The organism is Bradyrhizobium sp. T-1 (genome assembly GCF_053592855.1).
In genome coordinates, this window is record NZ_CM132115.1 from 7,681,187 (window position 1) to 7,701,702 (window position 20,516).

Annotated in this window: 14 protein-coding genes and 1 pseudogene; 9 read left to right on the top strand and 6 right to left on the bottom strand. The window is 63.0% G+C overall.

The annotated features are described in order from the left end of the window. Window positions 1-39: 39 nt before the first annotated feature. The 3 genes and pseudogenes from ACWAT4_RS36780 to ACWAT4_RS36790 all read right to left on the bottom strand — a co-directional run bounded on the left by ACWAT4_RS36780 (window position 40) and on the right by ACWAT4_RS36790 (window position 2,968). A complete protein-coding gene (locus ACWAT4_RS36780) occupies window positions 40-987 on the bottom strand; it encodes a fatty acid desaturase (protein ID WP_212426090.1) in 948 nt (315 codons plus the stop codon). Window positions 988-1,002: 15 nt separating this feature from the next. Continuing rightward, window positions 1,003-2,023: pseudogene (locus tag ACWAT4_RS36785) on the bottom strand (alpha/beta fold hydrolase). A 141-nt stretch (window positions 2,024-2,164) separates the two neighbouring features. Next, window positions 2,165-2,968 carry an MBL fold metallo-hydrolase gene (locus ACWAT4_RS36790; RefSeq protein WP_449729341.1) on the bottom strand — a complete coding sequence of 268 codons (804 nt, stop codon included), beginning with the start codon at window positions 2,966-2,968 and terminating at the stop codon, window positions 2,165-2,167. 179 nt (window positions 2,969-3,147) lie between these two features. Here ACWAT4_RS36790 and ACWAT4_RS36795 point away from each other — a divergent pair, with 179 nt between their 5' ends. Continuing rightward, entirely contained in the window at window positions 3,148-4,341 is a 1,194-nt protein-coding gene (locus tag ACWAT4_RS36795; protein ID WP_449729342.1) for an MFS transporter, read from the top strand. A 132-nt stretch (window positions 4,342-4,473) separates the two neighbouring features. Here ACWAT4_RS36795 and ACWAT4_RS36800 read toward each other — a convergent pair whose 3' ends face one another. Together ACWAT4_RS36800 and ACWAT4_RS36805 are read right to left on the bottom strand one after the other, a co-directional pair. Further along, window positions 4,474-6,081, bottom strand: coding sequence for an acyl-CoA synthetase (locus ACWAT4_RS36800; RefSeq protein ID WP_449729343.1), 1,608 nt, complete (start codon window positions 6,079-6,081; stop codon window positions 4,474-4,476). 66 nt (window positions 6,082-6,147) lie between these two features. Beyond that, window positions 6,148-6,915, bottom strand: a complete 768-nt coding sequence (locus ACWAT4_RS36805; RefSeq protein WP_212426086.1) for a FadR/GntR family transcriptional regulator — start codon at window positions 6,913-6,915, stop codon at window positions 6,148-6,150. A gap of 163 nt (window positions 6,916-7,078) precedes the next feature. Between ACWAT4_RS36805 and ACWAT4_RS36810 the strand changes: the two genes are divergently transcribed. Then, on the top strand, window positions 7,079-8,284 hold the full coding sequence (locus ACWAT4_RS36810) for an ABC transporter substrate-binding protein (RefSeq protein WP_449729344.1): 1,206 nt from the start codon (window positions 7,079-7,081) through the stop codon (window positions 8,282-8,284). 49 nt (window positions 8,285-8,333) lie between these two features. Here ACWAT4_RS36810 and ACWAT4_RS36815 read toward each other — a convergent pair whose 3' ends face one another. Continuing rightward, a complete protein-coding gene (locus tag ACWAT4_RS36815) occupies window positions 8,334-9,278 on the bottom strand; it encodes a helix-turn-helix domain-containing protein (protein WP_212426084.1) in 945 nt (314 codons plus the stop codon). A gap of 377 nt (window positions 9,279-9,655) precedes the next feature. On the opposite strand from ACWAT4_RS36815, the gene ACWAT4_RS36820 reads away from it, so the two are divergent. From ACWAT4_RS36820 to rbbA, 7 genes are all read left to right on the top strand, one after another. Further along, window positions 9,656-10,627: an ABC transporter permease gene (locus tag ACWAT4_RS36820; protein ID WP_212297386.1), complete on the top strand. Its 972-nt coding sequence runs from the start codon at window positions 9,656-9,658 to the stop codon at window positions 10,625-10,627. 46 nt (window positions 10,628-10,673) lie between these two features. Continuing rightward, a complete protein-coding gene (locus ACWAT4_RS36825) occupies window positions 10,674-11,690 on the top strand; it encodes a sugar ABC transporter substrate-binding protein (protein ID WP_212297387.1) in 1,017 nt (338 codons plus the stop codon). Window positions 11,691-11,768: 78 nt separating this feature from the next. Further along, on the top strand, window positions 11,769-13,892 hold the full coding sequence (locus ACWAT4_RS36830) for an ABC transporter permease (protein WP_449729345.1): 2,124 nt from the start codon (window positions 11,769-11,771) through the stop codon (window positions 13,890-13,892). Beyond that, on the top strand, window positions 13,889-14,986 hold the full coding sequence (locus ACWAT4_RS36835; RefSeq protein ID WP_449729346.1) for a hypothetical protein: 1,098 nt from the start codon (window positions 13,889-13,891) through the stop codon (window positions 14,984-14,986). The genes ACWAT4_RS36830 and ACWAT4_RS36835 overlap by 4 nt, the downstream gene beginning before the upstream one ends. Further along, window positions 14,983-16,479 (top strand): sugar ABC transporter ATP-binding protein, encoded by a 1,497-nt coding sequence (locus tag ACWAT4_RS36840; RefSeq protein ID WP_449729347.1) that lies wholly within the window; start codon window positions 14,983-14,985, stop codon window positions 16,477-16,479. The genes ACWAT4_RS36835 and ACWAT4_RS36840 overlap by 4 nt, the downstream gene beginning before the upstream one ends. 200 nt (window positions 16,480-16,679) lie before the next feature. Continuing rightward, window positions 16,680-17,747 (top strand): HlyD family secretion protein, encoded by a 1,068-nt coding sequence (locus tag ACWAT4_RS36845; RefSeq protein ID WP_212426080.1) that lies wholly within the window; start codon window positions 16,680-16,682, stop codon window positions 17,745-17,747. After that, window positions 17,744-20,515: a ribosome-associated ATPase/putative transporter RbbA gene (rbbA, locus tag ACWAT4_RS36850; RefSeq protein WP_449729348.1), complete on the top strand. Its 2,772-nt coding sequence runs from the start codon at window positions 17,744-17,746 to the stop codon at window positions 20,513-20,515. Before ACWAT4_RS36845 ends, rbbA begins: the two co-directional genes overlap by 4 nt. Window position 20,516: the final 1 nt, after the last annotated feature.

Below are 20,516 nucleotides of genomic sequence, written 5' to 3' on the forward strand. Positions count from 1 at the left end.
AAGCTCCGGTCGCGCTGCGGCCGGAGTTTTGCGGTTGAGCTAGGCGCTCTGCCGGTTCCGCCGAAACCAGGCCCAGGTTTCACGCGTCGTTCTGATGTAACCACGCCCGCGATAGACGATCTCGTCGTCGACGATCTCGTTCAATTTCGGCAGCGCGTGAAACGGGATCGAAGGATAGGCGTGGTGCTCGACATGGTAGGGCATGTTCCACGCAATCCATTTGACGAGCAAGCCGGTATAGGTCGTGCGGGTGTTCTGGAACGCGCTGCGGGTGCGGTCACAGCCGGTGTGCTCGGCATAGAGATAGGGCCGCAGGAAGAATTGCCCGATGATCAGCGGCACGATCCAGATCCAGAGCAACAGCGCAGACGAGAACCACAGCGAGAGCGCGAACAGCAGCGCATAAAGTGCGACATAGGCACGTGCCTCGGCGACAGTGGTCGCGCGCCTGTTCTCGGGGATCCAGGGCACGACGACCTTGCCGAGGACGGCATGGCCGAGCATCAGCCGTAGCCGGCCGGCGATCTGGAGCAATCCGCTATAGGCGACTGCAAGCTGCGTGTCGGATGCAGGCCTGACGCCGACGATCAGCTCCGGGTCCTTCGCCGGATCCTGGGTGTAGCGATGATGGTCCCAGTGAAACAGGCAGTAATATTCGTAAGGAAGGCCGATGAGGAAGGCCGAGAGATAGCCGACCCCGAGATTGAGGCCGCGGCTTCTGAATGCGGTCTTGTGCGCGGTCTCATGCACCGCCATGAACAGGAAGGCGACCAGATAACCCTGCATCACCATCAGGGGTAGCGCCCAGAGCACGCCATAGCGCGATGACGTCATCCCGATCAGCGCACCGACCAGGACGATCGTGCCGTAATGACCGAGGCTCTGCGTGGCCCCCCTCAAATTCGAGCGCACCGACAATTCTCGCAGCATTGCCGGACTCAGCGGCTTCAGGCGATGGCCCGGCTCCGAAGCGGTCGCGTCAGTCATGATCGAGGACCTCGCCTACTTGTCGAGAAGCGCTGCGATCTCGGCCTTGAGGAAGGCCTGATCGCGCGGATTGTTGACGGGGTTGCCGGCGCGATGCCCGTGCAACGAAGGAATCGGATGGAGCACCGCCGATTTTGCGTTGACCAGTTTGCCAAGCTCATCCTCATTGTCACGGACATCGAAATAGCGATCGGTCGCGCCTGGCATCAGCAGCATGTGGGCCTTGATCGCGCCGAGTGCGCGATCCAGATCGCCGCCGAAGGCCGGGCAAGCGCTGATGTCGCCGCGCTGCCAGATACCGGCTTGCGTGAGGAGGTCGTTGGCGTCACGACGCGCGAAAGTCGTGTCCCAGTTGCGGACGAGATAGTCCTCCAGCGAGGTAAAGCCCGCCTCGCGCCAAAGGTCGTCGCGATAAAAGCCGTGAGACATCGCCCAGCCGGCATAGACGCGGCCCATGGCACGGTAGCCGGCGACAGGTTTTTCGACGAAACGGCCGTCGCGGAAGGCCGGATCGCCGGTGAGCGCTGCCTTTACGCTTTCGAGGAACACATAGTTGTAGGGCGCACAGCGCGCGCTGCCGCAGACCACCGCGGCGCGTGCGACCATCGCAGGATGCAGCGCCGCCCAGTGATAGGTCTGCATGCCGCCCATCGACCAGCCATAGACCAGCGCGAGTCTTGTGATGCCGAAGCGTTCGGTCAGCAGGCGATGCTGGACCGCAATGGCATCGTGATAGGTGACTTCTGGGAATGCCCCCCCTGCCAGAGTTCGACGGCGAGGACGACAGACCGTTGCCGAACAGGTTCGGGATGATGATGAAATAGCGGGTGGAATCTAGCACGCCATCGGGTCCGATCAGCCACTCGGTGTCGACATGCTGCGCGCTGAACGAGGTCGGATAGAGGATGACGTTGTCTTTGGCTGAATTCAGCGCGCCGTAAGTCTTGTAGGCGAGCTTCATCGCTGGGAAGACGGCGCCCGACTGAAGCGGGACATCGCCGGCCTCGAAAATCTCGTAATCAGGCTGCCCCGTCATGCATCCAACTCCCGCTCATGCGACTGCAGAACACGATGCATCGATCATGCCTGACCAGCAAACGCATCGTTGCGTCGAGCTTAATAACTGTACCAATAGTCCACTTATTTGACGGAGGCAATGGAGATTTTGGCTGCCGGATCACGCGATGGCCGCGATGTATCGCTCCACCGACGCCGCGAAGGCAACCTTGGCACCTGAGGCAATGTTGCGCCCCCACCAGGCGCCATAGATGCGGTCGAAGGCGAGGGGTTCGACGGCGGCTGCAATCCGCCGCACCGCGGCGGCGCTCAGGGGCATGTAGTTCGGATAAGAGTACATGAAGCTGACGAAGCGACGGTCCATCGTCACCTGCGCAATGTCGCCGGTGAGCAGCGCACCTTTGCCGTCCCCGCCGCGCGCGTAATGCAGCATGGTGGCGCCCGCGAAATGGCCGCCGGTCCGCAGCAGCATGACGTCATCCGAGATGCGATGATGGTCGCCAGTCCAATGCACGATCGACGGATGCGGACGCGTCACCCATTGGCGATCGTCGGCGTGAAGATAGACCGGCACATCGCCAAAAGCTTCGCTCCAGTCGGCGAGTGCGCCATAATAGTGCGGATGCGAGATCGCGATCGCTGTCAGACCGCCAAGCGATTTGACCTGTGCAATCGCCTCCGTCGTCGCCAGCGGAATGCAGTCCCACATCACACATCCTTTGTCATCGGGGACCAGCAGCGCGCGCTGGCCGATGGCAAAGCTCGGCTCAAGCGCCATGCCGGTGAGGCCGAGATCGTCGCGCCAGACGAGGCGGTGACGCTCGGCGAGCGTCTCGCGGGCCAGGAAGGCCTGTCCCTTCCAGTTCACATATTGCCGCTCGTCCTCGCAAATCGAACAGGATGCGGGCGGCTTTCCGGCGTCCGGGAATTGCGCGCCGCAGGTTTCGCAGGTCCAAAGGGGCATAGCGTGATCCAGAATGAGAGCGGACACACATGAGGTGACATCGCGTCCCTCCAATCGCAGTCCGGAGGAACCAACGCGGTTAGCGCATGTTACTTTTCAGACCGCTCCGGCGCAAACGGCCGGCCATTTCCACCTGCGCGAGACCTCATGCGATCGGCAGCATCAAGTTCAGCGTTTCGATGACATCGCGCCCCTCCCGGATCCGGCCCCTATTCGCCGTCAATTTCTTCATGGCGGACATGCAGTCCGGCATCGGACCGTTCGTCGGCGTATTCCTCCAAGAGCGCGGATGGGCCACCGGCTTGATCGGCACCGCGCTGACGATCGGCAATGTCGCGGGCATGCTGGTCACGACGCCAATTGGCGGCTTCATCGATTCCAGCCGCAACAAGCGGCTGTGGGTGGTCATCCCCGGCATCTTCGTGGTGCTCGCGTCCGCCATCATCCTGATCTCGCAGAATTTCTGGGCAGTGACGTTTTCGCAAGTCGCGCAATCGCTGGCGAGCGCCGCGATCGTGCCGGCAGTCACCGGCATCACGCTCGGCATCGCCAAGCAGAAGGGTTTCAATGCGCTGAACGGGCGCAATCAGGCCTTCAACCACGCCGGCAACATGGTCGGCGCCGCACTCTCGGGCTATCTCGGTTACAAGTTCGGCTACGTCGCGGTGTTCGTGCTCGCGGCCGTGTTCGGCGCCATCGCAATCGCCTGCGTGCTGATGATCCCTGCAAAGGCGATCGACGATCGCCAGGCCCGCGGCAGCAAGGAGGACGAGAGCAAGAACCCGCCGGATGCCATGTCCGTCCTCCTCAAGCACAAGCCACTCCTGGCGCTTGCGCTTGCGCTTGCCATCTTCCATCTCGGCAATGCAGCGATCGTCCCGCTCTATGGTCTTGCGGCGGTGGCTGAGGGACAAGCCAACGGCCCGAGCTTCGTGGCGACCACCGTGGTCATTGCGCAGGGCGTCATGGTGGTGACATCGCTGGTCGCCATGCAAGCCGCGGGAAAACGCAACTACTGGCCGGTGATCCTGGTCTCCTTCATGTTCTTACCCGTCCGCGGCATGCTTGCGTTCTTCGTGACGGGATGGTGGGGCGTCGTCCCCATGCAGGTGCTCGACGGGATCGGCACCGGATTACAGACAGTCGCCGTCCCCGGCATGGTCGCGCGCTCGCTGGATGGCACCGGTCGCATCAATCTCGGCCAGGGTGCCGTCATCACCGTGCAAGGTGTCGGCGCGAGCTTGAGCCCCGCGCTCGGCGGCTGGATCGCGCAATGGATCGGCTACGGCCCGACCTTCCTGCTGCTCGGCGGCTTCGGCCTCGCCTCAACGGCACTGTGGTTGGCATTCGGCGCGCATGTGAAGAAGTATTGAGCCGGGGTCCTTTTCCCTCTCCCCATTCTTACGGGGAGAGGGGGCTGGTTCCGCGAACACAGTATCAGTTAGACTCGCGGAGGCTCCCCTCTCCCCGCAAGCGAGGAGAGGCAAAAAAACACATGCTCACATTCAGAAATTCTTCTGGATGGCCTTGTCGAGGGTATCAGCCCCGACGAAGCGCTGGCGTAGCTCACGCTTGAGCAACTTGCCGCTCGGATTCTTCGGCAGGCTGTCGACAAAGATGACCCGCTTGGGCACCTTGAAATGCGCCATCTGGCCGGCGCAGTGCTTCACCACGGCTTCCTCATCGAGCGTCTCGCCGGCCTTGACCACGACGATCGCAGTCACCGCCTCGATCCAGCGCGGATCTGGCAGACCAACGACGGCGACCTCCGACACCGCGGGGATGCGATAGACCATCTCCTCGACCTCGCGGCTCGCGACATTCTCGCCGCCGGTCTTGATCATGTCCTTGACGCGATCGACCACGGTGATGTGGCCCTCGTCATCGACGGTGGCGAGATCGCCAGAGTGAAACCAGCCGCCGGAGAACGCCGCCGCGGTCTTGACGGGATCGTTGTAATAGCCGGAGAGCAGGTGTGGCGAGCGGTGCACGATCTCGCCGACCTCGCCGACCTTGACGTCCTCCATGGCCGTATTGACCACGCGCGTCTCCACATTGAGCACGGGCTTGCCGGCCGAGCCGGCCTTGCGGAGCTGATCCTCCGGCCGGAGTACGGTCGCGAGCGGCGCGATCTCGGTCTGGCCGTAGAAGTTCCAGAACTTCACGTCAGGCAGACGGCGCTGCAGTTCGAGCAGCACCTCCACCGGCATGATCGAGGCGCCGTAATAGCCCTTCTGAAGCGTCGACAGGTCGGTCTTGTCGAAATTCGGCGAGCGCAGCATTGCGATCCAGATCGTCGGCGGCGCGAAGAACGAGGTGATCTTGTTCGCCTGGATCAGCGCCAGGATGTTGTCGGCGGTCGGCTTGCCCGTGATGACGCCGGAGGCACCGAGATAGATTTGCGGCCCGAGGAACACATCCAGCTGCGCGCAATGATAGAGCGGCAGCGCGTGCAGGAATTTGTCGTCCGCGCTCATGCCGCCATCGATGATGCAGCTGACATACTGCCACATCACGGCTTCATGGGTCAGCATCGCGCCCTTCGGCAGGGATTCCGTGCCGCTGGTGTAGACGATCTGCGCGAGATCGCGGCTATCGACGGATGCCTCGAGGAACGAGCCGTCGGCATGAAGCAGATCATCGAAGGTGGTGAGGCCCGCAGGCGCTGTGACGGGATCCTCGCCCGGCAGCCAGACCATCTTCTCAACGGCACAATCCTTTGCGCTTGCGGTCCGTGCGGACTCCACAAAATCAGGGCCAGTTGCGAGCAGCTTTGCTCCGGAGCTCTTCAGGATGAAATTGATCTCGTCCGGATTGAGCATGAAATTGATCGGCACCAACACCGCGCCGATCCGCGCCACGGCGAAGCGCAGCGCGGCGAAGGCGTGCGAGTTGCGCGAGAGCACCGCGAGGCGGTCGCCCTTCTTGACGCCAAGGCCGAGCAAACCGCGGCCGAGCCGGTTGCAGATCGCGTCCATCTCGGCAAAGGTCCAGCTCACACTGCCGCAGCTCACCGCAAGCTTGGTCGGCTTCCGGCCCGCCGAGCGGCGCAAGAGGTCACCGATGGAATGCTCGCGCGCTTTCGAGATGATGGCTGCGGTGTCGCCGGTCATGTGTCCCTCCATATGATGCTTTTTGCTGGACTTCTTGTTTGAAATCTTGCGTCTTGTCTTCTTGCGTTATCTGCGCCGGGCCGCCTGCGCGTGCTCCATGTACATGTGCTCGACGGATCGATCGAGCGAGGCGATCTTCTCGAAACCACGCCGCCAGTCCTGCAGATGCCGTCGGGTCCAGAGCACGCCGGCTTCGCTGTCGCGGCGGCGGATCGCATCGATCAGATGGCGGTGCGCGGCGACGAGGCGCGGACCGCCTTCGGCCACGCCCGTCACGATCATCTCGGTGGTGGGATAGAACAATTGCGCCGCCGGCTCGCGGGCGAGCTGGAGCACGCGGTTCTGCGAAGCCTTTGCGACCAGTACGTGGAATTCGGCATCGCATTCGGCCAGCGCCGCAGCATCCCCGACCACGGCCTCGCTGCGCAGGAGGTTGTCGGCTAGCTCGGCGAGGTTCTCCTCAGTCGCGCGCTCGACTGCGCCTTCGATGCTGGCGACCTCCAAGGTCATCGAGGCCTCATAGAGCTCGCGAAACGTGACCTCATGCAACACCAGTGCACGGCTGAGGCGGCTCGTCAGCTTGCTGTAGCGCGGCAGGCAGGCGTGCAGGCGGCGCGAAGAATCGCGGCTGATCAGCCCGCCTTCTTCAAGCACGCGAATGCCCTCGCGAATGGTCGAGCGGTTGACGCCGAACTGCCGTACCAGATCGTGCTCGGTGCCAATGGGATCACCGGGTTTGATACGGCCGTTGACGATCTCGCGTTCGATGGCGTCCGCAACCTTTTGATAGGCCGGCGCGACATCGATCGGACGGAAGAGCGGCGCGAGGGACAAATTCAGCTCCAATGGCGATTGTCCGACAAAGCATAGGGTCAACCCGTTAGCGCGTCAAACTGCGGCCATTCTGGCATACACGTAGCAAATTGACTCCTCCGGAACTCGCCATTAACTTTGTCGGACAAAGGGACGAAACAGTCCCGTCAGAGGAAACGTGTCCATGCGACCTATCGCAGCCCTCGTGTCTGCGGCCGGCTTGCTGTCGGCTGTCCTGAGCCCTCCCGCCTCCGCCCAGCAGACTCCCCTCAAGATCGGCGTGCTCTCCGACTTCTCCTCGGTCTATTCCGACATTGGCGGCCAGGGGAATGTCGAGGCTGCCAAGATGGCGATCGAGGATTTCGGCGGGAAGATGTTCGGCAAGCCGATCGACATGGTCGCGGCCGACGTGCTCAACAAGCCCGACGTGGCCTCCACCATCGCCCGCAAATGGTGGGAGACCGAAGGCGTCGACATGATCATCGACCTGCCGACCTCGGCCACTGCGCTCGCGGTGATGGCGCTGTCGAAGCAGTACGAGAAGATCATGATCGTGACGGATGCGGCGAGCTCCGACATCACAGGCAAGTCCTGCTCGCCCTACACCGCGCACTGGACCTACGACACCTACGCCAACGCGCATACGGTCGGCAGCGCCATCGTCAAAAACGGCGGCGACAGCTGGTTCTTTCTCACCGCCGACTACGTGTTCGGCCATTCCGTCGAGCGCGACACGGGCGATGTGGTGAAGGCGGCCGGCGGCAAGGTGCTCGGCAGCGTCAAGCATCCGCTCAATACGGCGGACTTTTCGTCCTTCCTGCTCCAGGCCCAGGCCTCAAAGGCCAAGATCATTGGCCTTGCCAATGGCGGCGGCGACACCATCAATGCAATCAAACAGGCCGGCGAATTCGGCATCGTCGCCGGCGGCCAGAACCCGGCTGCGATCGTGATGTTCATCTCCGACGTTCACAGCCTGGGCCTCAAGCTGGCGCAGGGGCTGATCATCACCGAGGCCTATTATTGGGACCTCAACGACAAGACCCGCGCCTTCGGCAAGCGTTTCCTGGAGCGCGTCAAGCGAATGCCGACGATGAACCAGGCCGCGACCTACAGCGCGACACTGCATTACCTCAAGGCCGTGCAGGCTGCCGGAAGCAAGGACACCAAGACCGTCATGGCGAAGATGCGGGAGCTTCCGGTGAAGGATGCCTTCACCGACAACGGCGTGCTGCGCGAAGACGGCCGCATGGTGCACAGCATGTTCCTGTTTCAGGTGAAAAAGCCCGAGGAATCCAAGGCGCCGTGGGACTATTACAGGCTGCTCGCCGAGGTGCCGGCGGATCAGGCTTTTCGTCCCCTGAAGGACGGCGGCTGTCCACTGGTGAAGTAACGCCGCCGGCGACTGACTTGCATCACCTCGCGCGTTTGCAAGTCCAACTCTAGCGGCGGCGCAAATCAGACGGGCTGTGCCCGAACTTCCTTCGAAACACCGTGCTGAAATAGGACGAGCTGCTGAATCCCAACTGATAGGCGACTTCGGTGATCGACAGCGAGCGCAGCTCGGAACGGGTCAGGACGTCGTAACAACGCTGTAGCCGCCGATCCAAGATCCATTCCGACACAGAGACATCGGTGAGCCGGAAGAGATAGTGCAAATGCCTGAGCGACACGCCATTGCTCTTCGCGATCCTCTCGAGCGACAGGTCCGCGTCGGTGAGATGCGCTTCGATCCAGGCCTTGACGGACCGCAGGCGGGCCTGCTGCGCGGTTGCATCCTCGGAGAATTCCTCCCTGTCGCCCATGTCGAGCGCAAGCGCCAGCACGTCCATCAGTTCGCCGCCGAGCCGCGCCCTTGCAATCTCGTCCAGCGGCGCGCCTTCCTGCGCAAGGGTCGCGCAGAACTCGGCGGCGATCCGGCCCAGGCCGCGGCTGGTCGTCAAGGTAGTAATGACCGGCAGACGCCCATCGCTGAAGCGTTCGGCGAACTCCGTGCGGGGTATCTCGAGGTAGAGCGATCGCACCTTGCCTATGCATTCGAGGTCATAAGCCTCGGAAGCCGAGAAGACCGTGCTCATTCCGGCGTTCGAACGCATGGTCTGGCCGGCCTGAAGAACGTTGATCCTGCCCTGCTGGACGAATTCGAGGTAGTAGCAATCCTTGTCGAGCTTTGCGATGTGCCGCTCTCGCCGGGATATAACCTGCTCCGACAGCAGCACATCGGTCATGGTGATCGCGCCGAAATTCGCTTTGCGGATAAAGCCCTGATAGTCGGATCGCTCTTCGGCATTGACGTCGACATGAACGTAGACGTCGCAAATGGCGCCTTGCCACGCGGCGAAACGTTTGGACGGCTCGAGGTCGTCCGTCGAAAATATCAGGTCCATCGTTCACCCATCCGTCGCAAGGCCAAGATGAACAATGTTTGTGCGTCGCACAAGCTGGCCGAACGCCGGAATTCTAGATTGCCGCCGCCTGTACGCAAGACAAGTTTGCGCGGACAAGCAAAAGCTTTGCGCTCCGAAGCAAGCCGCGTTCGGGCATGTGGCCTATGAACAAGAAACGATCAACGAGATGGGCGGGAAACGTTGGCTTGCACCACGTCAGACCAGTTGCCGCGCAGCACGATGTACCGCTTGAACGGCGGGGCCGTGGGCGATGTCTTGCCCTCTGAAAGCACTCCGCTTCCACAGACCTGCCGCCTAGAGACCCGATCGTCATAATGGACTCGCAGTGGCCGACGTCCAAGAAAGGCAACAAGGGAATGAAGCGCTTCCGGTTCAATCAGCAGGAGATCGTCTTCGCCGTTTTTGCGCTGTTGTTTCTCGTGTTCTCGATTTTCCTGAACGGCTTCCTGACTGCGGAGAATATGCTCACACTGCTCCAGAACGTGGCAGTGCTCGGCATCCTTGGCCTCGCAATGGCGATCGTCGTGATCGGCCGCGGCATTGACATCTCGCTGATCGCGGCCCTCGCCGTTCCTCCGGGGCTCGTGCTGCAGATGGTGCAGAACGGCCATTCGCTGCCATTCTCGCTGCTGATCGCCGTACTGCTTACGATCGCCTTCGGCCTCGTCAATGGCTGGCTGATCGCCTATGCCGAGGTACCTTCGCTGTTTGCGACGCTCGCAACCGGGCTGCTGCTCGCGGGGCTCGGACAAGCCGCGCTGTTCCAGCTCGATGTCGTGCAATGGAGCCCGGGCATGGACGGCTTCGAAAGGCTGGGACAGGGCGCCATTCTCGGCATTCCGACCTCGATCGTGATGTTCGCGATCGCCTGCCTCGTGGTCGCCTTTCTGCTGCGCCAGACCCGGTGGGGCGCCTATATCTACGCGATCGGCGACAACCCTTACGCCGCGCGCGTCACCGGCATTCCCTCCCGCCCGATCATCGTGCTGCAATATGTGATCGCGGCATTGATCGGCTGCTTTGCCGGTCTCGTGATGGCCGCATCGGTTAATTCGATGCCGACCCGCGTATTCAACTCCACGCTGATCTACGACGTGATCCTCGTGGTCGTGCTCGGCGGCATCGGGCTGTCAGGCGGCCGCGGCGGCGTGCTGAACGTCATCATCGGCACGCTGCTGATCGGCACCATGCTCAACGGCATGACCATCATGGACATCTCCTACGCCGGGCAAAATCTCATCAAAGGCATGGTTCTGCTGCTCGCCGTCATCACGGATTCCTTCCTGAATCCGCGCAACGAAGAAACGGCACAGCAGGGCGACATCTGAACGATCGACAAGAACTGCAACGACGACCGCAACCAAGGAGGAAGCAATGAAGACCTTCGGCAGCCCGGCAAGGGCAACCCTCGCCGCATTGGCTCTGGCGACACTGACGGGACCGGCTCTCGCTCAGCAGGGCCTGGACGAACCGTTCCAGAAGCCGTTCAAAGAAGCGCTCGCCGGCAAGACCGTGGCCTACGTGCCGGTCGCGATGAACTTCGACCTCACCGAGGGCTGGTACGCCGGCCTGAAGAAGGAGCTCGAGCCGTACGGCGTCAAGTTCGTGATCCGCGACGCCAACTGGAACACCAATGCCGGCGCGCAGGCCGTCACCTCGCTGATCTCAGAGAAGCCGGCGGTGATGGTCGTCCATAATCCGGACGTGCAGACCTACGCCAAGCTGCTGCAACGCGCCGAGAACGAGGGCATCTACGTCATCCAGATCAACATGGGCTCGGCCTATCGCAGCTCTGCGTTCGTCGGTGCCAACTGGGTCGAGATCGGCGAGCGTCAGACTGAGGCCGTGGTCAAGGCCTGCGAGGGCAAGTCGAACAAGATCGCGATCGTGCAAGGCGCACTCTCGGCCGCGGCGAGCGCCTACACGCTGAAGGGCGTCGAAAATGTTCTCGCCAAGCATCCCGAGATCAAGGTGGCGTCGAGCCAGGCCGCCGATTGGGATGCCGCCAAGGCGAAAGCGATTACGCAAACCGTCCTGAAGCAAAATCCCGATCTCTGCGGCATCGTCGGGTTCTGGGATGGCATGGACATCGGCACCGCGGCGGCCGTCAAGGAAGCTGGTCTCACCGGCAAGGTGTTCCTCGCCACCTCGGGCGGCGGCGAACGCAAGGGTGCCTGCGAGCTGGTGAAGTCAGGCGCATTCGACCTCAACATGAGCTACGACGTGCCGACCCAGGCGGCACAGATGGCCGGCACGATCAAATGGCTGTTGTCGTCGGGCGCCAAGCCCGGCTCGATCAAGGGTTCGGAATACACCACGCTGATTCCGATCACCAAGGAGAACGCCGACAGCCAGACGGCCTGCTGGAATCTCAGCGACCTCAAGAAATAGGTCGGCGCCGACGCTCCAGATCCCCGGGCCATCAACGCTCGGGGATCCTGCTTCCGATTACTTCCACGCCCCGCTGGGATGCCGATGCGCGACACAATCACAAGCCTGCGTTACCGCTACTGGCCTGATCATCTCCTCGGTGAAATCCTGTCCAAGCGATGGACCGAGACAGCCATCCCGGTCATCCTTCTCCTGATCGTCGGCTTCGCGTTCAGCCGATCCATCGACAACTTCCTGTCGCCAGCAAGCCTCGCCGACACCGCGCGCCAGGCCGGCGAGATCGGCTTCATTGGACTCGGGCTGGCGCTGGTCGTCATCGTCGGCGGCATTGATCTCTCCGTCGGATCGATCTTCGCGCTGACCGATTTCTGCGCCCTCTATCTGCTTGATGTCGCGGGCTGGCCGGTCCCAGCGGTGGTGGTCGCCACGCTGCTCTGCGGCGCAATGCTCGGCGCGGTCAACGGCCTCCTGGTCGGATATCTGCGGCTGCGCGCCTTCATCACCACGCTGATCACGCTGATCATCTACCGCTCGGCTTACGATCTGCTGATTCAGCGCTACTCCAACGCGATCGCTTCGGCCTTTCCAGACATCCCGTCCTGGGATTTCATTGGCGCCGGTTCGGTCTTCGGCATTCCGACCGTGGCGCTGGCCTATATGGTCATCGCCATCTTCGGCCACATCTTCATGACACGCTTGCGGCCGGGCTGGCACATCACGGCGATCGGCGGCTCACGCCGCTCGGCTTATAATTCGGGCATTCCCGTTCGCCGCACCATTGCGCTCTGCTACGTCGCGAGCGGTGCGTTGACCAGCATCGGCGCGCTGTTCTTTGCCTCTCGGCTCGGCACCGTCGGTGGCGACATCGGCGTCGGGCTGGAGGTGATCGTGCTGACGGCGACCGTGCTGGGCGGCATCACGCTCGGCGGCGGCAAGGGCTCGGTGGCCAAATCCGCCGTCGGCGTGCTGATCGTGCTCCTGATCACCAACGGCCTCACGACCATGAACGCGCGCGGCGGCGTCAACCGCATGGCGCTGGCCGGTATCCTGCTCGTCGCAGCCATGGTCGACATTCGCTGGCAAAAGAACCGGACCCGCATCATCAGCAAGGTCTACGTTGCGCCGACCTACCACGAACTGCCGCCGCCGCCACCGACGGAAATCGGACAAGGCGGGCCATTCGAGCAGAACGACAAGCTGCGCAACGTCGAGGCAATCGGCCTCGGCCGCATCGAAGCGCCGGAAGACGTCATCCTCGATCGCCACGACAACCTCTACGCGGGCTCCCGCCACGGCGATATCATGCGTTTCCTGGCCCCCGACTATCAGACGATGGAGGTGTTCGCGCATATCGGCGGCCAGCCGCTCGGCATGGCGTTCGACCGCGACGACAATCTCTATGTCTGCATCGGCGGCATGGGGCTCTACCGGATCAAGCCTGATGGCACGGTCGAAAAGGCGACCGACGAGACCAACCGCAGCATGCGCTCGGTCAACGACGACAGCCGGCTGCGGCTCGCCGACGACTTGGACATCACCGACGACGGCTTGATCTTCTTCTCGGAAGCGACCGTGCGCTACGAGATGGACGAATGGCCGATCGATGGTCTCGAAGCGCGCGGTAACGGCCGCATCATCTCCTACGACACCAAGACCGGCGCGACCCGCACCGAGCTGCGCGGTCTCAAATTCCCCAACGGAATCTGCGTCGCCAGCGACGGCCAGTCGATCCTGTTCGCCGAAACCTTTGGCTGCTCGATCAAGCGCTACTGGTTTGCGGGACCGAAGAAAGGCGCGGTCGAGGTGGTGATGGACAATCTGCCGGGCTATCCCGACAACATCAACCTCGCCTCTGACGGCAATTACTGGCTGGCGCTGGTCGGCATGCGCAGCCCCTCGCTCGACCTCGCCTGGAAGATGCCGGGCTTCCGCCGCCGCATGGCCAAGCGCGTGCCGGTCGACGAATGGCTTTTCCCCAACATCAATACCGGCTGCGTGGTCAAGTTCAACGAGCAGGGCAAGATCGTCGAATCGTTCTGGGATCTGCACGGCGAGAACCATCCGATGATCACCTCGATGCGCGAGCATCGTGGCTATCTCTATCTCGGCGGCATCCTCAACAACCGGATCGGCCGCTACAAGCTCGACAACGCCGATCCGAACTTCGTCCAGTATGACAAGCGGTGGGGGAAGCAGTCGTGATTGCGGCCGTCAGAGACTTCGCCAACCGCTTTCTCGGGCGCGGCGACGCCACCATCACCGTGCCGTCCTTCGACGGCGCGTTGAAACCCAACCAGAAGCTGGAATCGGCCGAGACCTTGCTGACATGCGAGGCGCCGGAGGATCTCGCCACCGATGGAAGCAACCTGTTTATTGCGAACGGCCAGCGGCTGATGTGCCTGAGTGGTGGCTCGACCTCGGAGGTGCGCAGCTTCGAGCGGCCGATTTCGGCGCTCTGCGCCCTTCCCGGTGGCGGCCTCGCTATCGCGCTCGGCGGGCGCGAGGTGCGTGTTTACGCAAGCCCCTCGGCCGAGCAGCCGAGCGTGACGTTCACCGACGCCGCCTTCAATGCCGTCAATGCGCTGGCATTCGCGGAAGATAACACACTGATTGCAACGGACGGCTCGACGACATGCGGCGTCGACGATTGGGCTCGTGACCTGCTTGAACTCAATCGGACCGGCCGCGTGTTCAAGCTGGATCCCGGCGCGAAAGCCGTGACACGACTAACCCAGGGCCTCGGCTATGCTTTCGGCGCCTGCGCCCATGGCAAGGCCATGCTGGTCAGCGAGAGCTGGCGTCATCGCCTTGTTCTCATCGGGCTCGGCGCATCACCCAAGGTCGTGCTCACTCACCTCCCCGTCTATCCATCGCGGCTGTCGAAGGCCTCCGGCGGCGGTTACTGGCTGACGGCCTTCGCCGCACGGACCCAGCTGGTCGAATTCGTGTTGCGCGAACCCGGCTATCGGCGCCGCATGATGGCCGAGATCGATCCGGCCTACTGGGTCGCACCGCGCCTGCGTTCCGGGCGTTCGTTCAAGGAGCCGATGCAGGGCGCGCACATCAAGACCATGGGCGTCATCAAGCCATGGGCGCCGCCGCGCTCCTATGGCCTCGTGATCCGTCTCGATGCGGATGGCCAGCCGCTCTATTCGCTGCACAGCCGGGTCGACGGCATCAACCACGGCGTCGTCGCGGCCGTCGAGATGGGTGGCGACCTCGTCCTGATTGCCAAGGGCCCCGGCCGAGTCCTGAAACTGCCCCTTGCTGGCCTTGCCGAGGAGTTTCGGACATGAGCGATATTGCACTCTCCTTGCGCAAGGCGACGAAACTCTATGCCGGCGTGCCGGCCATCGACGGGGTCGACTTCGACCTTCGCCGCGGCGAGATCCACGCACTGGTCGGCGAGAATGGCGCCGGCAAGTCGACCCTCACGAAGGTGATGGCGGGCGTGGTGACGCTGTCGTCGGGAACCATGATGGTCGACGGCGCCGATGTCGCGCCGAGGACGCCGCTGGAGGCGCGCAATCTCGGCATCGCCATGGTGTTCCAGGAAAACAGTCTGGTGCCGACCATGACGGTCGCGCAGAACCTGTTTCTAGGGCAGGAGAAGTTTTATAACCGCCTACGCGGCATCTACATCGCCGCGCAGCAGTTTCTGCAATCGCTCAATTTCGATGTCACGCCAACCGCAACTGTCGGCGGCCTTGGCGCGGCCAAGAAGCAGATGGTGGAGATTGCGCGCGCCGTTCTACACCGCGCCAAGGTCATCATCTTCGACGAGCCGACCGCATCGCTGACGCCGGAAGAAAAGAAATATTTTTTCGACCTTGTCCGCGACCTCAAGAGGCGCGGCGTCTCGATCGTCTTCATTTCGCATGCCCTGGAAGAAGCGCTGCTGCTCGCGGACCGCATCACGGTGCTGCGCGATGGCAGGCATGTCGTGACCGACGATGTCGCCAAGTTCGACCGCGCCGCGATCGTGCAGGCCATGGTCGGGCGCGATCTCTCCAACACGCTCTATGGCGCGCGGAAGAGCAACGTGCGGCCGGCAGGTGCGCGCGTGCTCACGGTGCAGAATTTGAAGATGGCTCCGATGGTGAAGAACAATTCGCTGTCGGTGTTCGCGGGTCAGATCACCGGCGTGTTCGGTCTGGTCGGCGCGGGTCGCACCGAGACTTTCAAGATCGTCGCCGGCGTCCTCAAGCGCGACTTCTTCCATGGCGGCGAGGTCCTGCTGCACGACCAGCCGGTGCGCTACCGGGTGCCGGCGCCGGCGGTCAAGGCTGGCATCGCCTATGTCACCGAGGACCGCAAGGTCGAGGGTTTCTTCGAGACCGCTTCCATCGCACGCAACATCTATCTTGGGCTGTTGTCGAAATTTCCGAGAGGCCGCATGATGTTGTCGCGGCGAGAAACCGACAGCGTCGGCAAGACCTGGATCGAGCGGCTCAAGGTTCGCGCCATCGGCGACCAAGGCAAGGTGGTCGAGCTGTCCGGCGGCAATCAGCAGAAGGTCGTGATCGCCAAGTCGCTGGTGCAGGAGCCCGACCTGATCATCTTCGACGAGCCGACCCGCGGCGTCGACGTCGGCGCCATCGTCGAAATTCACGAACTGATCAACCGGCTCGCCGACGAGGGCAAGGCGGTCGTGGTCATCTCATCCTATCTGCCCGAGATCATGGCGCTCTCGGACCGCATCCTGGTCTCGCGCCAAGGCAAGGTCGTGGAGGAATTCTCCGCGCTGGAGGCGACGGAAGAAAAGATCATGTACGCGGCGATTCACTAGACCTTGAACGCACCCGCTGTCATCAGCCCGCTCCAGGTCGAGGAATTGCCTGAACCTTGGGCAAAGGCAATAGCCATCGTCTGATCTGCATCAAGTTGCGCTGCAAAAATCGCTGCATGTTGGGCTTGCTCCCTTCGCGCGGTTAGCGAAGGGCGTTCGTGTCGCAACATGTGGGCGCCGCTACGCGGCGTTATGATCAAATGAACTTCACACCGGGGCGCATCATCGCCGCGATCGCCATTCTCCTTGCGGGCGGCGGCTATTACTACTGGCTGCATCGCGATTCCAATCCACTGCCGGCAGGCTTCGCCCGCGGCAATGGCCGCATTGAAGCAGTCGAGATCGACATCGCCACCAAGACGCCCGGCCGCATTCGCGAGATCCTGGTCAACGAGGGCGACTTCGTGAACGCGGGCCAGATTCTGGCGCGCATGGACACCGAGCAGTTGCAGGCCCAGCGCCGCCAGGCCGAAGCGCAGCTTCAACGCGCAACGATCAACGTCGAGACCGCCAAGAGCCTCGTCAACCAGCGCGAGGCCGAACGCAAGGCTGCCGAGGCCGTGGTCGATCAGCGCATTGCGCAGCTGGACACCGCGAGCCGCAAGCTCGATCGTTCCGAGCAATTGATCCGGACGAGCGCGGTATCGCAGCAGGTGCTGGACGACGATCGCTCCGCCAACGCCACGGCGAAGGCGGCACTCGCCGCGTCCCAGGCGCAGGTCGCAGCATCGGAAGCGGCAATCAGCTCCTCTCGCGCCATGGTGATCGACGCCGGTGCCGCAGTCGAGGCCGCGAAGGCCGCCATCGAAAGCATCAACGCCGACCTCAATGACAGCGTATTGAAGGCGCCGCGCGAGGGCCGCGTGCAATACCGCGTCTCGCAGCCGGGCGAAGTGCTCGCCGCCGGCGGCCGCGTCCTCAACATGGTCGACCTCGGCGATGTCTACATGACGTTTTTCCTGCCGACTTCCGATGCCGGCCGTGTCGCAATCGGCGCCGAAGTCCGCCTCGTGCTCGATGCCATCCCGCAATACGTGATCCCTGCCAAGGCCACCTTCGTCGCCGACGTCGCGCAATTCACGCCCAAGACCGTCGAGACCGAGGAAGAGCGCCAGAAACTGATGTTCCGGATCAAGGCGCATATCGCGCCCGAACTGCTGCGCCAGCATATCGAGCACGTGAAGACCGGTCTGCCCGGAATGGCCTATGTGCAGCTCGATCCAGCCGCGCAATGGCCCGACAACCTCAAGATCAAGCTAACGAGATGAGCGCGACTGCCACAGCCGATGCCACGGCTGCCGTCGGCAGCGTCGTGCATCTGGATGGCGTGGGCCTGAGCTACGGCAAAACCCGGGCGCTCGATGCCATCACGCTCGACCTGCCGTCCGGCTGCATGGTCGGCCTGATCGGCCCCGACGGCGTCGGCAAGTCGAGCCTGCTCGCTCTGATCGCGGGTGCACGCGCGATCCAGCAGGGCCGCATCCACGTGCTCGGCGGCGACATGGCGAGCGCGCGCCATCGCCGCAACGTGTGCCCCGACATCGCTTACATGCCGCAGGGGCTCGGCAAGAATCTGTATCCGACGCTGTCGGTCTACGAGAACATCGACTTCTTCGGCCGCCTGTTCGGACACGACAAGGCGGAGCGAAACAGGCGCATCGCAGGCCTTTTGCGAGACACGGGGCTCACGGCTTTCGCCGACCGGCCGGCGGCAAAACTTTCTGGTGGCATGAAGCAGAAGGTCGGCCTGTGTTGCGCGCTGATCCACGATCCTGAGCTGCTGATCCTGGACGAGCCGACCACCGGGGTCGATCCGCTGTCGCGCCGCCAGTTCTGGGAATTGATCGCCGCGATCCGCAACGGCCACCCCGGCATGAGCGTGATCGTCTCGACCGCCTATATGGAAGAAGCCGCCCAGTTCGACTTCCTGATCGCGATGAATGCCGGCCGCGTGCTGGCGACGGGAACGCCCGACGAACTCAAGCGGCAGACCGGCACCGATACACTGGATGAGGCCTTCATTGGTCTTCTGCCCGAGGCAGACCGCAGCAACCACACCAGCGTCGACATCCCGCCGCGCAGCGAGGACCATGACGAGATCGCGATCGAGGCCGAGCATCTGACCCGGCGGTTCAATGACTTCGTTGCGGTGGATGACGTCAGCTTCCGCATCAGAAAGGGCGAGATCTTCGGCTTCCTCGGCTCGAACGGCTGCGGCAAGACCACGACCATGAAGATGCTCACCGGCCTGTTGCCGGTGAGCGAAGGCAGCGCGCGGCTGTTCGGCAAGGCGATCGACGCCGGCGACATGTCCGTGCGCCGGCGCATCGGCTACATGTCGCAGGGTTTCTCGCTCTATTCAGAGCTCACGGTCGCACAGAATCTCGATCTGCATGCGCGGCTGTTCGACCTGCCGGAGGAGACCATCGCCGCGCGCACCGACGAGATGATCGCCCGATTCGATCTTGCGGACGTGATCGACGCCTTGCCCGATGCGCTGCCGCTTGGCCTCAGGCAGCGTCTGTCGCTGGCGGTTGCCATGATCCATGCGCCCGACATCCTCATTCTCGACGAGCCGACCTCCGGCGTCGATCCCGTTGCACGCGATCGCTTCTGGCAGATACTCGCCGAGCTCTCGCGCAAGGATAATGTGACCATCTTCGTCTCGACCCATTTCATGAACGAGGCCGAGCGCTGCGACCGGGTCTCATTGATGCATGCCGGCAGGGTGCTGACGTCAGACACGCCAGCCGCGATCGTAGCGGCACGCGGTAGCGCCACGCTGGAGCAGGCCTTCATCGCCTGCCTGGAACAGGCCATCGCGGACACGGCAGAGCTGGCCAGCCAGCCTGCTGGATCTCCCGCACCCGCATCAGCGACGACTGCGCCTTCAAGCCGGCGCAGTGCGGCATTCAATCCGACCCGCGTGCTCGCCTATTCACGCCGCGAGACGCTCGAGCTGCTCCGTGATCCGATCCGCGCCACGCTCGCGGTCCTCGGCAGCGTGCTGCTGCTGTTCGTGCTCGGTTACGGCATCAGCATGGACGTCGAGAACTTGACCTTCGCCGTACTCGACCGCGACGATAGCGCCATCAGCCGCGATTACCGCCTTCAGATCGCGGGGTCGCGCTACTTCACGGAAAAAGCCCCGATCACGGATTACGCGGATCTCGACCGCCGCATGCGTGCCGGCGAGATTGGTCTCGCCATCGAGCTGCCTCCGGGCTTCGGCCGCGACGTCAGCCGCGGCCGGCATGTCGAAATCGGCGCCTGGGTCGACGGCGCCAACCCGACCCGCGCCGAGACGCTGCGTTCCTACGTCCAGGCGATTCACGCGACGTGGCTCACCCAGAAGGGCCGCGAACTCTATGGCGAAGCGGCGATCGCCGGCTCCTACCAGCTCCAGCTGCGCTATCGCTACAACCCTGATGTCAGGAGCGTCGTCGCCATGGCGCCTGGAATCATCCCGCTGCTGCTGGTCATGATTCCGGCGGTGCTCGCCGCGCTCGCAGTGGTGCGCGAGAAGGAGCTCGGCTCGATCGTCAATTTCTACGTAACGCCGGTGACGCGGCTCGAATTCCTGCTCGGCACGCAACTGCCCTATGTGGTGCTGGCATTCGGCAACTTCCTCCTCCTCGTCGGCTTCGCGCTCGTTGTCTTCGGCGTGCCCTTCACTGGAAGCTTTGCGACCTATGCCCTGGCCGCCCTGCTCTACGTCACGGCCACGACCGGCATGGGGCTCGTGATCTCCGCCTTCATGAACAGCCAGATCGCGGCGCTGTTCGGCACGGTGCTGATCACGCTGATTCCCGCCATCCAGTATTCGGGACTGATCGATCCAGTTTCGTCGCTCCAGGGGTTAGGCGCACTGGTCGGACGGCTCTATCCCACCACCTATTTCGTCACGATCTCGCGCGGCACCTTCTCCAAGGGTCTGGGATTCGAAACTCTCCACAACGATCTGCTGGCACTCGCCATCATGATCCCGGTGCTGGTGGCAGCCGGCGCAATGCTGCTGAAGAAACAGGCCCGTTGAC